This window comes from Zwartia sp. (assembly GCF_049655405.1).
GTDB lineage: Bacteria > Pseudomonadota > Gammaproteobacteria > Burkholderiales > Burkholderiaceae_B > Zwartia.
The window spans coordinates 147830-162885 of the sequence record NZ_JBASJR010000006.1 but is presented as its reverse complement, the minus strand read 5'-3'; the positions used below and the strand labels follow the sequence as shown (position 1 = coordinate 162885).

At 54.0% G+C, this 15056-nt stretch carries 13 protein-coding genes; 8 read left to right on the top strand and 5 right to left on the bottom strand.

Annotation, left to right across the window (positions count from 1 at the left end):
* The first annotated feature begins 7 nt into the window (after positions 1 to 7).
* From WBJ47_RS03855 to lpxC, 4 genes are all read left to right on the top strand, one after another.
* Positions 8 to 814: a cell division protein FtsQ/DivIB gene (locus tag WBJ47_RS03855; RefSeq protein ID WP_422245392.1), complete on the top strand. Its 807-nt coding sequence runs from the start codon at positions 8 to 10 to the stop codon at positions 812 to 814.
* Between the two features lie 4 nt (positions 815 to 818).
* A complete protein-coding gene (ftsA, locus tag WBJ47_RS03850) occupies positions 819 to 2045 on the top strand; it encodes a cell division protein FtsA (protein WP_422245390.1) in 1227 nt (408 codons plus the stop codon).
* Between the two features lie 166 nt (positions 2046 to 2211).
* The gene (ftsZ, locus tag WBJ47_RS03845; protein WP_422245422.1) at positions 2212 to 3372 is read left to right on the top strand and encodes a cell division protein FtsZ; all 1161 of its coding nucleotides are present in this window, start codon (positions 2212 to 2214) and stop codon (positions 3370 to 3372) included.
* A 214-nt stretch (positions 3373 to 3586) separates the two neighbouring features.
* A complete protein-coding gene (lpxC, locus tag WBJ47_RS03840) occupies positions 3587 to 4510 on the top strand; it encodes a UDP-3-O-acyl-N-acetylglucosamine deacetylase (protein ID WP_422245389.1) in 924 nt (307 codons plus the stop codon).
* On the opposite strand, the gene WBJ47_RS03835 is transcribed toward lpxC, so the two are convergent.
* Entirely contained in the window at positions 4507 to 5013 is a 507-nt protein-coding gene (locus WBJ47_RS03835; RefSeq protein WP_422245387.1) for a DciA family protein, read from the bottom strand. The genes lpxC and WBJ47_RS03835 overlap by 4 nt on opposite strands.
* 17 nt (positions 5014 to 5030) lie before the next feature.
* On the opposite strand from WBJ47_RS03835, the gene WBJ47_RS03830 reads away from it, so the two are divergent.
* The 3 genes from WBJ47_RS03830 to ydiK all read left to right on the top strand — a co-directional run bounded on the left by WBJ47_RS03830 (position 5031) and on the right by ydiK (position 9961).
* On the top strand, positions 5031 to 6020 hold the full coding sequence (locus tag WBJ47_RS03830) for a M23 family metallopeptidase (protein ID WP_422245386.1): 990 nt from the start codon (positions 5031 to 5033) through the stop codon (positions 6018 to 6020).
* Positions 6021 to 6109: 89 nt separating this feature from the next.
* Positions 6110 to 8869: a preprotein translocase subunit SecA gene (gene secA, locus WBJ47_RS03825; RefSeq protein WP_422245384.1), complete on the top strand. Its 2760-nt coding sequence runs from the start codon at positions 6110 to 6112 to the stop codon at positions 8867 to 8869.
* Positions 8870 to 8905: 36 nt separating this feature from the next.
* Entirely contained in the window at positions 8906 to 9961 is a 1056-nt protein-coding gene (gene ydiK / locus WBJ47_RS03820) for an AI-2E family transporter YdiK (RefSeq protein WP_422245382.1), read from the top strand.
* A 15-nt stretch (positions 9962 to 9976) separates the two neighbouring features.
* Here ydiK and WBJ47_RS03815 read toward each other — a convergent pair whose 3' ends face one another.
* On the bottom strand, positions 9977 to 10438 hold the full coding sequence (locus WBJ47_RS03815) for an Lrp/AsnC family transcriptional regulator (protein ID WP_422245420.1): 462 nt from the start codon (positions 10436 to 10438) through the stop codon (positions 9977 to 9979).
* A gap of 134 nt (positions 10439 to 10572) precedes the next feature.
* Between WBJ47_RS03815 and WBJ47_RS03810 the strand changes: the two genes are divergently transcribed.
* Positions 10573 to 11184: a cysteine dioxygenase gene (locus WBJ47_RS03810; RefSeq protein ID WP_422245381.1), complete on the top strand. Its 612-nt coding sequence runs from the start codon at positions 10573 to 10575 to the stop codon at positions 11182 to 11184.
* A gap of 36 nt (positions 11185 to 11220) precedes the next feature.
* On the opposite strand, the gene mgtE is transcribed toward WBJ47_RS03810, so the two are convergent.
* The 3 genes from mgtE to WBJ47_RS03795 all read right to left on the bottom strand — a co-directional run bounded on the left by mgtE (position 11221) and on the right by WBJ47_RS03795 (position 15054).
* The gene (gene mgtE / locus WBJ47_RS03805) at positions 11221 to 12687 is read right to left on the bottom strand and encodes a magnesium transporter (protein ID WP_422245379.1); all 1467 of its coding nucleotides are present in this window, start codon (positions 12685 to 12687) and stop codon (positions 11221 to 11223) included.
* Between the two features lie 19 nt (positions 12688 to 12706).
* Positions 12707 to 13750 (bottom strand): YeiH family protein, encoded by a 1044-nt coding sequence (locus tag WBJ47_RS03800; RefSeq protein WP_422245378.1) that lies wholly within the window; start codon positions 13748 to 13750, stop codon positions 12707 to 12709.
* A gap of 101 nt (positions 13751 to 13851) precedes the next feature.
* Positions 13852 to 15054 (bottom strand): M20 aminoacylase family protein, encoded by a 1203-nt coding sequence (locus WBJ47_RS03795; protein WP_422245377.1) that lies wholly within the window; start codon positions 15052 to 15054, stop codon positions 13852 to 13854.
* Positions 15055 to 15056 lie beyond the last annotated feature (2 nt).

Sequence of the window (15056 nt, the reverse complement as noted above, 5' to 3'; positions counted from 1 at the left end):
GTTATTTGTGTGGAACGAAGCCCGTACGATCAACCGACTTGCCAACACCCTCGCGGTGCTGGCGGTGCTGGCCATGTTGGCCGGGGGGATCTATTGGTTGATTCAACGGCCGCTGTTCGATTTGCAAGCGATCGAAATAGAGCCTGTGCCAAACTCGGAGCTCCATTATGTGACCCCAGCCAGCATTCAAAATGCAGTTTCGGGAAATCTGACGGGCAATTTTTTCACGATCAATCTAGAAGAAGCGCAGCGAGTATTCGAAGAGGCTCCTTGGGTGCGCTCGGCCTCTGTGCGCCGCATTTGGCCCAACGCCATCCGTGTGACGATCGAAGAGCAGCAGCCGTTCGCACTTTGGAACGACAGCCAGTTGATCAACACTTGGGGACAGGTATTTACTGCCAACCAAGGCGAGCTGGACGACGATGTGACATTGCCGCAATTCGATGGTCCCGAGGGCACGGAAGGCTTGGTCGTCACTCGTTACGCAGAACTCGAACGGTGGTTTGCGCCTCTGGGTGTCACGGTGCGCAAGCTATCTCTGAGCGATCGGTTAGCTTGGCAGGTCACATTATCGAACGGGATGACTTTAGCGCTCGGTCGCGATCCGGGTGCCGATGCACCAGATCAGCAGGTCGGTATACCCGGAGCACTTCCTTTTGCAGCAAGGATTCAGCGTTTTGTTCAAGCTTTGCCGCAAGCGACACAAAAAATTGGCGATCGAGTCCTGACTCACGCCGATTTGCGCTATCCCAATGGCTTTGCACTCACACTTGCAGCCTTACCCGAAAACCCTCAACCCAAAAAGAAACGATAACGCCATGACCCGTGACATCAAGGACCTGATCGTCGCCCTCGATATCGGTACCAGCAAAGTAGTTGCTGTCGTTGCCGAAGTATTGCCTGAGGGACGTTTTGAAGTGCTTGGCTTGGGCCAGCATGAGTCGAGAGGCATGCGCAAAGGGGTCGTGGTCAATATTGAGACAACGGTCAACTCGATTCAGCGTGCGCTTGAAGAAGCCGAACTGATGGCGGATTGCAAAATTCGCGACGTCTACACAGGCATCGCGGGCAGCCATATACGCAGCTTTAACTCCAGCGGCATGGTGGCGGTCAAGGACAAGGAAGTGACGGCAACAGATGTCGCTCGTGTGATCGAAACAGCAAAAGCCGTCAATATTCCTACTGATCAACAAGTCTTGCATGTGTTGACGCAAGAGTTCATTGTGGATGGTCAGGAGGATATTCGCGAGCCGATCGGGATGAGCGGTTTAAGGCTTGAAGTCAAGGTTCACATTGTGACGGGTGCAGTCAGCGCGGCTCAAAACATTGTGAAGTGCGTGCGTCGTTGTGGGCTGGAAGTTCAAGATTTGATTTTGCAACCTTTGGCCTCGAGCTTGGCGTGCTTGACAGCAGATGAAAAAGAATTGGGCGTCGTGTTGGTCGATATCGGAGGCGGTACGACTGATGTGGCGATCTACACGGGTGGTGCGATTCGTCACACTGCTGTGTTGCCCATCGCAGGCGATCAAATCACCAGCGACATCGCGGCCATGTTGCGCACGCCCACGCCCGATGCAGAAGACATCAAGTTGCGCTTCGGTGTGGCCAAGCAGGTGCTCGCCAGCCCAGATGAGGTGGTGGAGGTCCCTGGCTTGGGTGATCGCGGCCCAAGACAGGTCAAACGCCAAGCGCTCGGCGCAGTGATTGAGCCTCGCGTAGAAGAGTTATTTGGTTTGGTCCAGCAAGTGATTCGTGAGTCCGGCTATGAAGATTTGCTGTCTTCAGGTGTTGTGTTGACCGGTGGCACATCAATGATGCCTGGCATGGTGGAGCTGGCCGAGGATGTCTTTTTAAAGCCCGTGCGAGTCGCAGTACCTGAATACGATGGCAGCTTGGCAGACGTCATGCGCAGCCCTAGGTTTTCTACAGTAATGGGCTTGTTGGGCGAAGCTCGGATGCAGCGCTTGCGTGGTCGCAAGTTTACGCAGCAGTCGGGAAGTTTCAAGGCGATTTTGGCGCGTATGAAGGAATGGTTTATGCATTGAATTGATGTCTGCGGACATCAAACAAGTCGACGAGCATTTTGCAAAGCGGCTTGAGGTGGAGAGGTTTCAAGCCCGGTGCGGACACGGTCGGCACCGAGTTTGAAACGATTTCTAAAAGTAGTTTGGGGATTTAGAAACGTTTGAAGTTTAAGACTTGAGGGAGTCAATCATGATGTTTGAAATGTTAGATAACGCCAATAAGGGTACCGTCATCAAAGTGGTCGGTGTCGGTGGAGCGGGCGGCAATGCTGTCTCGCATATGATTCGTTCTGGTGTACAGGGCGTCGATTTCATTTGTTGCAACACCGATGCGCAAGCCTTGGCTGCTACAAATGCGCCTGTTCAGATTCGTCTGGGCCGCACCGGTTTAGGCGCTGGTGCCAAGCCTGATCAAGGCCGTGCTGCTGCTGAGTTGGCGCGTGAAGAAATTCGTGCTGCACTCAACGGCGCCAACATGGTCTTTATTACAGCAGGCATGGGTGGCGGTACCGGTACAGGTGCGGGTCCAGTGGTGGCTGAAGTGGCAAAAGAACTTGGTATTTTGACCGTAGGTGTCGTCACCAAGCCTTTCTCCTTCGAAGGCGCCAAGCGCATGAAGATGTCGGAAGACGGCATCGGTGAATTGTCAAAGTATGTGCACTCACTCATTGTTGTCCTGAACGAGAACTTGTATGAGTTGATGGACGAGGATGCCACGCAGTCAGATTGTTTCAAGGCTGCTGATGATGTGCTCCATAACGCTTGCGCGGGCATTGCCGAAATCATCAACGTCGAAGGTAACGTCAACGTTGACTTTGAGGACGTCAAGACCATCATGGGCGAGCAAGGTCAGGCGATGCTTGGCACTGCAATGGCTTCTGGTCCGGATCGTGCCAAGGTTGCAGCAGAGCAAGCGGTTGCATGTCCTTTGCTGGAAGGTGTCAACTTGAACGGTGCACGTGGTGTGTTGGTCAACATCACAGCTAGCAGTTCGCTCAAGATGAAAGAAACACGCGCGATCATGGATCACATCAGTGGTTTTGCTTCGCCTGAAGCAACAGTGATCTTTGGTACTGCGTATGATGACTCGATGGGCGATAACCTCCGTGTGACGGTTGTAGCAACTGGTTTGGGTCGCGCGCAGAGCCGTCCGGTTCTTGTGTCTGAGCCAATTGAGATGCAGCGCACAGGTACTGACAATATGCCCATTGGCAATAGTCAGGATATGGGCGTGCCATCGGTGTTGCGCAATCCACGCACTCAGGCGACTGCTCAAGTGCGTGCGCTTGAAACGGCAGGAATGGAGCACTACGACATTCCAGCTTTCTTGCGTCGCCAGGCAGATTAATCAGCTTAAGAGACTAAAAAGTCTCGTTCCCACAGGCTGTTTTTAGCCTGTCAAGAACATCGGCTGACTCCCTGCGCCAGGAGCCTACAAAAAGGTTTCTGGTTTCGCACCCGGACTTTCCCCAGTCCGGGTGCGTTGTCGTCTGTGATTTGCGGTGCAATCGTCATCAAAAGCGGTACAATAGTGCTAGTTTTCAAGGAAGTCGTTCAGAGATATGTTTCGCCAACGTACGCTTAAAAATCTAGTCAAAACAACCGGTGTCGGCTTGCATTCTGGTCGCCGTGTGGAGTTGACTTTGCGCCCCGCTGCCCCTGATACAGGAATCGTCTTTCATCGGATTGATCTGCCTGAAGTCGTCGACATCCCCGCCCAGGCGGCGATGGTGAGAGACACGCGTATGGCGTCTGTGCTTGGAGAGGGCGCAGGTAGAGTATCTACCGTCGAGCATTTAATGTCCGCGTTGGCGGGCCTTGGGATCGACAACCTACACATCGACTTGACGGCCGAAGAAGTGCCGATCATGGACGGCAGTGCTGCGACTTTCATTTATTTGCTTCGCTCTGCTGGTATTGAGGAACAAAACGTTCCCAAGAAATTTTTACGCGTCCTCAAAACCATCGAAGTGCGTGAGGGCGAGGGCGATCAGGCTAAATGGGCCAGGTTGGAGCCCTACGACGGGTTCGCGTTAGCATTTTCGATTGATTTTCGTCATCCTGCGATTAACTCGACGTCTAATTTCGCTGAAATTGATTTTTCAACCCAGTCTTACGTGAAAGAAATCGCACGTGCGCGCACGTTTGGTTTCGTCAACGAGGTCGAAGCCTTACGCTCGATGGGTTTGGCGCGCGGTGGCAGTCTTGATAACGCCATTGTGATGGATGAGTACCGTGTGTTGAACACAGACGGTTTGCGTTATGACGACGAGTTTGTCAAACATAAGATTTTGGATGCTGTGGGCGATTTGTACTTGATCGGTAAACCGCTCGTGGCACGCTATGTGGCATGCAAATCAGGCCATGCGATCAATAATCAGCTTGCGTTGAGCCTTCTTGCGCAAAAAGATGCGTGGGAAATTGTCACGTATGCCTCTCAGGCAGAGGCTCCTGCTGCGTTTCAGCAGGAGTGGAAGCTCGCCTAAGGCTTGGCGTCGCTCGAGGGAGCGGCCCCTTGGTGGTGTTTCAAAAGTTTAGCCACTGCGTCCGCCAGAGGTCCTGGGCGCAGGGCTGTACGCAAGACCTCAAAAGCCTTGAGATCCGTTTCATCCAATGTACGGGCTTCTCTTGGCGGTTTCACAACCTCGGGTAATCCGAGTCCTCCTTGTACTTTTAACTTGATTTCAGCGATGTTCCAGCCCGCCTGTTGCATGTGAGCCGTTACTCTAGGGGCTAATTGACGGAACTTTGCAGCAAAAGCAGCACTCGAAACCATAAGAGTCAGCACTTGGTTGTCGAGTTTGATGACTTCGAACGCACTACGCATATTGGCGGGTAACGCACTCACCACAGCGCTGCGCATATTGAGATGCATTTGAGCGGTCGCCAGTACGTTGGCCGATTGCGAGTCGTGACCCAGCCACCCAATTAAGTGGGTGCTGCCAGATTGCCCGGATGAGCGCGATCGGCGAATTGGGGGAGCGGCCATAAGGAAAGGATTGTTAGATGAAGATAGTGATTATGCCTTCGCGGCAGGGGCAGTATGCACCCATCTCGATCAGTGTAAGCCGTCTGATCTTGATTGGTGGCCTTTTATTGGTCGGAGCGGTGATCGCGGGTGCGGCATTGCAACGGTTGGCGTGGGGCTCAAGGCTGGAGACTTTACCGGCTCAGCAGCTCGCACCGATTGCTGCCACTTCGGCGATTTCAGATGCGCAAGCGATGCGCGCCCTTGCGACAAAGGTCGGCGAGCTGCAGGCAACGGTTGCCCGACTCGATGGTTTAGGGCAACGCGTGGCTAAAGTGGCGGGTTTGCCTGATCAGGATGTCACAATTGTTCCCGAGTCCCCAGAGGCGACGGTTGTTTTGGATGATCTCTGGGTGCCAGCCTCTGAGTCGCGCGCAGTTCCTTTTTCGCAACTAGAGGGCGAGCTCAACTGGTTGCAAAAAAGTTTGTCACGGCAGGGCGACTATCTGTCAATGCTGGACTTGGCTGTGACTCAACAAGCTGCTTCAGTGGCGCGTTTGCCCACCGCCATGCCGATTGAATCCTATCCATATTTGAGTTCGTCCTACGGTTGGCGCAGAAATCCCTTTAACGGTCAGATGAGTATGCACGAAGGGCTCGACTTTAGTGCACCTCATGGGACCCCTATTCGCTCGGCCGCGGGGGGCGTTGTGCGAACTGTGACCGTTCATCGCGGCTACGGCAACATGGTGGAAATCGACCATGGCGAGGGGTTAATGACGCGCTACGCCCACGCCAAGGTCGTTTTGGTCAAGGAAGGGGAGGTTGTGACGCGTGGTCAGCTCATCGCTCGCGTAGGATCAACAGGTCTCTCTACGGGGCCTCACTTGCATTTTGAGGTCAGAAAAGATGACAGACCGCTTGATCCCCGCGCATTTTTAGCCGGACAACCCATCGCAACCCCTGTCGCAACCTCGCGACCCGTCACAGGGTCATCCTCGATTACATGGCAGCCACGCGTGCGTTAAACTCGAAGGCTTATTCGGCAGACCTTGCCCTAACTTTTTCTTAGTCAGCCCCGTGCCCCATGGTGCGGGTCCGAACAGGTCCTATTCGCATGTTTTCATTGCTAAAAAAAATCTTCGGTAGCCGTAACGATCGCACTCTCAAGCAATTGAGAAAGCAGGTTCAGCAAATTAACGTACTCGAACCACAGATGCAGGCTCTGTCTGACGAAGAGTTGCGCGCAAAAACGGATAGTTTTAGAGAGCGGATCAAGTCAGGTACTTCACTTGACGCCTTGCTGCCTGAGGCCTTTGCTGTGGTGCGCGAAGCCAGCGTACGCGTATTTGGTATGCGTCATTTCGATGTGCAGATGATTGGCGGTATGGTCTTGCACAGTGGCAAAATTGCTGAGATGCGAACCGGTGAAGGTAAAACGCTGATGGCGACTTTGCCCGTCTATCTCAATGCGCTCACCGAACGCGGTGTGCATGTGGTCACGGTTAACGACTACCTCGCGCGACGCGACGCCGGTTGGATGGGGCGACTCTACAATTTTCTTGGTTTGTCGGTGGGCGTAGTCGTTCCTCAACAAAGCAACGAAGAAAAAATTGCCGCGTATCGTGCGGACATTACGTACGGCACGAACAATGAGTTCGGCTTTGATTATTTGCGTGACAACATGGAGCAGCGCGCCGAAGATCGTCGCCAGCGGACCTTGGTGTTCGCGATTGTGGACGAGGTGGACTCCATTTTGATCGATGAGGCCAGAACGCCATTGATCATTTCCGGACAAGCCGAAGATCACACGGAAATGTACGTGCGCGTCAACGTGGTGCCAGCAATGCTGCAACGCATGGCGACCGAGCCCAAGCCTCAAGAGCCTGAACCAGAAGGTCATTTTTGGGTCGATGAAAAAAATCATCAAGTCTATCTGTCTGAATCAGGACATGAGCGTGCCGAGGAAATTCTGACCGAACTTGGATTGTTGCCTGTTGGCCAGTCTTTATACGAAGCCCGTAACATCACACTGATGCATCACTTGATGGCGGCCTTGCGTGCGCACAATCTTTTCCATCGCGATCAGCACTATGTCGTGCAAGATGGCGAGGTCGTGATCGTCGACGAATTTACCGGACGCCTGATGTCGGGTCGCCGTTGGTCGGATGGTTTGCATCAAGCTGTCGAAGCAAAAGAAGGTGCGCAGATTCAAAACGAAAATCAGACCATGGCGTCGATTACGTTTCAGAATTATTTCCGCATGTACGAAAAGCTTGGCGGCATGACGGGAACGGCGGATACCGAAGCGTACGAGTTCCAGGAAATTTACGGTCTGGAGACGGTGATTGTCCCGACCAATCGTCCAATGGTCCGTGCCGACCAAAACGATCAAATTTTTAAATCAGCAACTGAAAAATTTAACGCGATCATTGACGATATTCGCGATTGTCAAGAGCGTGGACAACCCGTGCTCGTCGGAACCACGAGTATTGAAAACTCTGAGCTCTTGTCCGGTTTGCTGGACAAAGCGGGCTTGCGTCACGAAGTGCTCAATGCGAAACAGCATGCCCGCGAAGCAGAGATTGTGGCTCAGGCAGGCAAGCCCGGCAACATTACGATCGCGACCAACATGGCAGGCCGTGGTACGGATATTGTGCTGGGTGGCAGCATTGAAAAGCTCATTGAAAACGTGCGTGAAAACGAAGCGTTGAGCGAAGCGGATAAGGCAACACAGATCGAAACGATTCGCGCACAGTGGCTGCCAGTCAATGAGCAGGTCAAGGCTGCGGGCGGCTTGCGCATCATCGGTACAGAGCGCCACGAGTCACGTCGGATCGACAATCAGTTGCGTGGCCGCGCGGGTCGCCAAGGCGACCCAGGCTCCTCGCGTTTCTATCTGTCACTCGAAGATCCGTTGATGAGGATTTTTGCGGGTGACCGTGTGCGTGCCATCATGGACCGACTCAAGTTGCCTGAAGGTGAGCCCATCGAAGCGGGTATGGTGTCGCGTTCGATCGAAACAGCGCAGCGCAAGGTTGAGGGCCGTAACTTTGACGTACGCAAGCAATTGCTTGAGTATGACGATGTGGCCAATGATCAGCGCAAAGTGCTGTACGCACAACGAAATGAAGTGCTTGAAGCACAGTCCATTTCTGAGACCATCGACAACTTGCGCAATGGAACCTTTACGGACTTGGTCGCGAGCCATGTACCCGAAGGTTCTGTCGAAGAACAGTGGGACATTGATGCGTTGCAAATGGCACTCGAAGCCGACTGGCATATCAACTTGCCTCTGACGGACTTCATTCGTGAATCAAAGACTATTTCCGAAGATGACATTCTCGAGAAAGTACTTGAGGCGGCGCAAGCGTCCTATCAGTTAAAAGCTACGACGGTCGGCGCTGAGTCTTGGGCAGGTTTTGAACGCTCGATCATGTTGCAAGTCATTGATACGCAATGGCGTGAGCATTTGTCTGCGTTGGATCACTTGCGTCAGGGTATTCATTTGCGCGGTTACGCACAAAAAAACCCAAAGCAAGAATACAAGCGCGAAGCGTTTGAGTTGTTCTCCAGCATGCTAGATCGGGTGCGCGACGATGTGGTGCGCATACTCATGACCGTGCGCATTCAGACACAAGAAGAGATTGAGCAGGCTGAACTCGAAGCGGCTCGCGCAGTTCAAATGCAGAATGTCACGTATCAGCATACGGATTATGATGCGGCGCCTGTTGAGCAAAGTCAGGCTGCGAATCGTGCGGTTGCCGAAGACCATCCAGGTACGCTGAGAAATGCTGCACCCAAGGTCGGACGTAATGATCCCTGCCCATGCGGCAGCGGTAAAAAGTACAAGCACTGCCACGGTCAGTTAAGCTGATCTCCACATAATGAATGACCGCTAGGGTAAGTCTCCATGCAACATGACCTGACACGCAATACCCTGGCTGCTATTTTGTTGGTGGGACTGATCGCCCTATGCTTTTGGGTACTAAGGCCCTTCTTGGCCGCGACGGTGTGGGCCACCATGATTGTGGTGGCCACGTGGCCGTGGCTCAAGGCCTTGGATCATATGTTTGGCAATCGCCGCACTCCCGCCGTATTGGTGATGACGTGTGGCATGTTGCTATTGCTAGTGATGCCACTTTGGTGGGCAATCAGCACCATTGCAGAGCGCTCTGATGACCTGATGACTTTCGGACAGGATCTGGCGACCAAGGGTGTGCCTCCGCCGCCAGAGTGGGTCTCGCATATTCCTCTCGTGGGCGACAAAGTTGCAGCTTTTTGGCTGAAGCTGAGTTCCGGTGGATTCAATAGTTTTGTTGAGTACTTAAGTCCATACGCGAGCGCGGCAGGAAAGTGGTTGCTCGGACAATTTGGTGGTTTGGGTGGCATGCTCTTGCAGTTTTTCCTAGTGGTCGTGATCGCTGCAATTTTTTACAGTTCAGGTGAGCAGGCTGCGAGTATGTTGCGCCGAGTCGGGCGTCGCTTAGCGGCCGAGCGTGGTGAAAGTTCCATTGTTCTGGCAGGGCAAGCGATTCGTGCGGTGGCACTGGGCGTTGGGGTGACGGCGATCTTGCAAACGGCGCTAGGCGGGTTGGGTTTGGTGATTGCGGGCGTGCCCTTTGCCGCTGTGCTGTCGGCTTTGATGTTGATGCTGTGTATTGCTCAAGCGGGCCCTAGCCTTGTTTTGTTTCCAGCCGTTGCGTGGATGTACTGGCAAGGCGATACTGGTTGGGCTACATTTTTACTCGTGTGGAGTGTTGTGGTGGGCACCATGGACAACTTTGTGCGTCCCATGCTGATCCGCCGTGGCGCGGACTTGCCGCTATTGTTGATCTTTGTTGGCGTGATTGGTGGCTTGCTGAGTTTTGGTTTGATCGGGATTTTTGTGGGGCCGGTGGCACTTGCAGTGACCTATACGCTTGCACAGTCTTGGGTGTCTGAATCGTCAGACACTCCACCACAGTAAACTGAGCGATATCGGCTAGCCTGCGTAATCTAGCGGCAGTGCTGTCGTGCATTTGATGGTTTCCATGGCAAAGGCTGAGCTGACATCCAGGAGCTCAACCGAGCGAATCAAGCGCTTGTATACGCTGTCATAGCGGTCAATATCCGGCACGACAATTTTGAGCAAGTAATCAGCGTCTCCACTCAAGCGATAAATTTCAACAATTTCCGGGATGCTGGTGGCGCCGTCGACAAAGCGCTTCATCCACTCTTCGCTATGCTGGCTGGTGCGGATCGTGACAAAAGTCGTCAGGCCGAGGTTCAGTTTGCGTGCATCGCAAAGCGCGACTTGCTTCTTAATAATGCCCTCTTCTTGTAGCTTTTGCAGGCGTCTCCAGCATGGTGTGGGTGTCAGGTTGACCGCGCTTGCGAGCTCCGCGAGAGAAATGCTGGCATCTTCCTGCATGAGCCTCAGGATTTCACGATCTTTCTTGTCTATTTGCATGATTTTTCTAATTTACGAATTAATAATAGAAATTATTGCTTATATGTAATAGTTTGTGAGATAAATAGCAAATTATTTCTCTCTAAGAAATCCTATGATGAACGATCTTTTTATCCAATTGATCAAGCATGCAAACCTCGCCCCATCTTCAGACAGTGCCCGTCGTCAGAACAACCGATCTGACAGAAGTGTCCGAGTCCATGCTGGATCGTGATGTGGCGGGTCTCTCTGACTCAATTAATCAGGCATGTTTAGGTGAGGCAGATCTTGTCCCTTATCGTGTCCGTCAGGCGCTCAATCATGCTCTGGACGCTAAAACGAGTGCGCGCTTGGTTGAACAGGTGCTTGCGTTGCCGCATTCAACTCAGTCGTACACGCGACATATATTGCATGCAGACCCTGCGGGGATGTTTACAGTCGTCGCCTTGAGATGGGATGCAAATCAGGCGAGTCCCGTGCATGCTCATTACACGTGGTGTGCCTATCGGGTGCTGCGTGGCGAATTGACGGAGAGCCACTTTGAATGGGATCGCTCTGTTGAACAGGCTTATTTATTTAACCGTGTCGCGCGGTCTGCAGGGCAGAGTGTGTGTGGCCACGGGGGAATGGACTTTATCCATCGCTTAGGTAACGAGCACGAGCAGACTGCGGTGTCTATTCATGTCTACGGCATCGACTCGGCGCGGATCAGTAGTCACGTGAATCGTAAACTGGCTGTCAAGCTTGAGGTTCAAGCTTGAGGCTAAACCTTGAAGTTTGAGTTTAAAGTCAGCGCTTCAAAGTAAAAAGACGGTCGCGAGTCCCAGAAAAATAAAGAAGCCGAGTGAGTCAGTTGCAAACGTGAGTAGCACCGAGGAGCCCATGGCGGGATCTTTACCAAAGCGTGTCCGTACGATCGGAACCAAGACGCCTATCATCGCACCGATGAGCATGTTGCAAATCATGGCAGCCATCATCACTAGAGCAATCGCAATCGAATCGGAAATCGCCCACGCAAATACGGCGGCGATTGCACTGCCGACCACGCCCACCATAAAGGTCACGAGCAGCTCGCGCTGAAAGAGTTGCCAGACGTTTTTGTCTGTGATGCGACCAACCGCAAGGGCGCGAATAATAAGCGTCATCGTTTGGTTGCCGGAGTTGCCGCCGATGCCGGCAACGATCGACATCAGAAAAGCGAGTACGACAATGGTGCTGACCGTGTCTTCGAATCGTGAGGCGACAAAGGATGCGGTCGCCGCCGTGCAAAGGTTGAGCAGAAGCCAAGGGGCGCGGTTACGTAAAGCGCGACTCACCGGCGCAAAGATGTCCTCGTCTTGCATACCCGCGCGAGACAATGCCTGTTCATCAGAGTCTTCGCGGATCACGTCCACGACTTCGGCAATCGTGACACGACCGATCAGTCGACCGAGCTCATCAACCACGGGTGCTGAGACCAAGTCATAGCGTTCGAACGCGCCTGCGGCTTCAGCGTCGGAGTCTAACGGGCTGAGCGACAAGTAATCTGTACTCATCGCCTCGCTCACCTGAGACTCTGGTTCGTTGACGAGCAAAGAAGATAAGCTCAGTGTGCCGAGAAGCTTGTCTGCGCGATTGACGACAAAAATTTGATCCGTGTGGTCGGGCAGCTCGGGGAGGCGTCTGAGATAGCGCAGCACGACCTCAAGTGAGACGTCTTCGCGCACGCGCACCATCTCAAAGTCCATGATGCCGCCGACGCTGTCGTCGGGATAGCCCATGGCCTCGATAAGTCTGGCGCGTTCTTCGTCAGTCAGTCCTTTTTGCACCTCGGCCACAACGTCGGCGGGCAAGTCAGGTGCGATGTCCGCCAGCTCGTCCGCATCCATGTTCTCGGTTGCGGCCACCAGGTCCTGACGGTCCATCGCTTGAATGAGAGACTCGCGAACCCAGTCATCCACCTCGAGCAGCACGTCTGCATCGTATTCGGCACTGACTAAGCGCCAAACGAGCTGCCGCTCTGTCTTGGGCAACGAGCCTAGGATAAAGGCGATGTCCGCAGGGTGCAGATCATTGACGAGGGCGGAGAGTTCGGCTTCGTGCTGGCGTTGAATCAGGCTCTCGACTAATTCTGCGCGTTCGTCACCACCTTCTTGTCGGTGCGCGAGGTTTTCGACAACCTCGTGTCGATGAAGCAAATCCTGAACCTTGGCGAGCGCAAGCTGGGCATCCTCTGGATCGAGGCGCCTCACGATTGCTTCTGGCTCGACAGGTATTTGCGTCATGCGGACAGGCCATAAGGGTTTAGGTGACGAGCTTCACTAATGCGTAGCCGCCGAATGCAAGCAGTATAAACAGGATCACGCCCAATCCCACTACACGGGGACCCGCCTGTCGGATTTGAGCGAAACGCGTTTCGATCCCCAGCGCCGTCATGGCCATCGTGAGGACAAAAATATCAAGGGCGCGCAGTGCTTGCAAAACATTGGGGGGGATGATGTTTGCGGAGTTGATGAGTGCTAACACCAGAAAGCCAATCGCAAACCACGGAATGGGCAGCTTGGGGCGAGCCTCGCCTGCTTTGGCCTGTGCCGCGGCGGCGCGTTGGAGCCAGAGCCCCAAAATAATGAGAACTGGAACAAGAAGCGCAACACGTGTCATCTTGACAATGGTGGCGACCTCAGTCGTGGCCGCATCAATGTTGCTGGCCGAGGCGACGACCTGCGCGACTTCGTGCACTGAGCCGCCAAGAAAGATACCGAAGGCGCGAGGGTCCATATTCATCCAGCCTGCTTGATACAGAATTGGATAGAGGAACATTGAAATCGTCCCAAACAGTACGACCGTAGCAACAGCCACTGCGGCTTTATGGGGGGCGGCCTTGAGGGTGGACTCAAAGGCGAGGACAGCGGCCGCGCCACAAACGGCGCTGCCTGCCGAGGTCAGCATCGCGGTGTCACGGTCAAGCTTGAGCAGCTTGGTGCCAATCAGTGTGCCTAAAATTAGGACGCCCAGCACGATCCCGACCGAGACCACCAAGCCCGGCAGGCCGACTTCGATAATTTGCTGGAGACTGACGTTCAGACCATAAAAGGCGACACCCACGCGGAGCATTCGTCTGGCGGTAAAGTGCACGCCAACACCCCATTCGGCTGGCATATTACCGCGCATAAAGTTGCCATACAGCATGCCGCACACAATCCCGACCACAAGTGGACTAAAACCAAGTGTTTTGACGAAGGCGATACCAGCCAGTTGGGTGACCGCTGCAGCCATCAGGCCGACAAACAGCACACCGCTTAGTCGATCACGCCAAGGGGAAACACTTGTAATTACAGGAGTAGACATACCGATCCGGCCAGCTGGTTGAAAGTGACCGTGATACTAACCCGAACCATCGACCCGAACCAAGAGATCGTTTGCAGAGATCAGAGAGCCCCCGATTGCGCTCACGCTTGCGGGCGTGAGAACCAGTTTTCAGCGAGTTTGACCCAATAGGTGGCGCCTAGCGGCAACAAGTCATCGTTAAAGTCATAGGAACCGTTGTGCAACATGCAGGGACCGAGACCGTGCCCCGCGTCTCTGTGTTCGCCCATGCCATTGCCAATCCAGACATAGCAACCCGGAACTTCTTGGAGCATGAAGGCGAAATCCTCGGCGCCCATCGTCGGTGTCACGTGATCGTCGACCTGGTCTGCGCCGACAATGCTGCGCAGGACGTCCGCACAAAACGCGGATTCGTCTGGGTGATTGATCGTGGGCGGATATTTACGGACAAAAGAAAAGTCTGCCTCAGCGCCCATGGCGGCAGCGGAGTGCTGGATGATGTCACGCATCCGTTGCTCAATCATGTCCAGCGTTTCAATGGTGAAAGTTCTGACCGTGCCACGCATGTCGGCCTCGGTTGGAATCACGTTGTCTGCGCTGCCGGTGTGAATTTGGGTAATGCTCAGGACGGCGGCCTCAAGTGGGTGACGGTTGCGCGTGACGATGCTTTGGAGTGCCTGCGCGATGTGCACGGCCGTCATGACGGGGTCGATGCCGAGCTGAGGCATACCGGCATGTGCGCCTTTGCCGCGCACTTTGATGTGAAATTGGTTGCTGGAGGCCATGATTGGACCGGCGGTCAGCCCAAACTGACCCACTGGCAGCCCAGGCCAGTTGTGCATACCAAATACCGCTTGCATGGGAAACTTTTCAAAAAGACCGTCTTCCATCATGCGCTTGGCGCCCGCACCGCCTTCTTCGGCGGGTTGGAAAATGACGTATACCGTGCCGTCGAAGTTTTTGTGTTCTGCCAAATACCGCGCCGCGCTCAACAACATAGCTGTGTGGCCATCATGGCCACAGCCGTGCATCTTTCCTGGGTGTTGGCTGGCATGAGCAAACGTGTTGAGCTCTTGCATGGGCAGAGCATCAAGATCCGCGCGCAGTCCAATCGCACCTATGCCGGGAGTGCGTCCCTCAATGATGCCGACTACGCCGGTACCACCCAGTCCGCGATGGATCGGGATACCCCATTTTTGGAGTGCTTCCGCGACCACATCCGCCGTACGTTTTTCTTCGTAACAGAGCTCGGGATGCGCGTGGAGATCTCGGCGAATTGCTTGAATTTCGGACTGCCAATTAAGAAAGGGCTCGAGAAGTTTCATGC

What these genes read in the sequence shown, in the direction of transcription:
- ftsA (WP_422245390.1), top strand. Translation starts at nt 819, where the DNA reads ATGACCCGTGACATCAAGGACCTGATCGTCGCCCTCGATATCGGTACC.
- WBJ47_RS03800 (WP_422245378.1), bottom strand. Translation starts at nt 13,750, where the DNA reads ATGTCTACTCCTGTAATTACAAGTGTTTCCCCTTGGCGTGATCGACTA.
- mgtE (WP_422245379.1), bottom strand. Translation starts at nt 12,687, where the DNA reads ATGACGCAAATACCTGTCGAGCCAGAAGCAATCGTGAGGCGCCTCGAT.
- WBJ47_RS03835 (WP_422245387.1), bottom strand. Translation starts at nt 5,013, where the DNA reads ATGGCCGCTCCCCCAATTCGCCGATCGCGCTCATCCGGGCAATCTGGC.
- WBJ47_RS03830 (WP_422245386.1), top strand. Translation starts at nt 5,031, where the DNA reads ATGAAGATAGTGATTATGCCTTCGCGGCAGGGGCAGTATGCACCCATC.
- secA (WP_422245384.1), top strand. Translation starts at nt 6,110, where the DNA reads ATGTTTTCATTGCTAAAAAAAATCTTCGGTAGCCGTAACGATCGCACT.
- lpxC (WP_422245389.1), top strand. Translation starts at nt 3,587, where the DNA reads ATGTTTCGCCAACGTACGCTTAAAAATCTAGTCAAAACAACCGGTGTC.
- WBJ47_RS03795 (WP_422245377.1), bottom strand. Translation starts at nt 15,054, where the DNA reads ATGAAACTTCTCGAGCCCTTTCTTAATTGGCAGTCCGAAATTCAAGCA.
- WBJ47_RS03810 (WP_422245381.1), top strand. Translation starts at nt 10,573, where the DNA reads ATGCAAACCTCGCCCCATCTTCAGACAGTGCCCGTCGTCAGAACAACC.
- ydiK (WP_422245382.1), top strand. Translation starts at nt 8,906, where the DNA reads ATGCAACATGACCTGACACGCAATACCCTGGCTGCTATTTTGTTGGTG.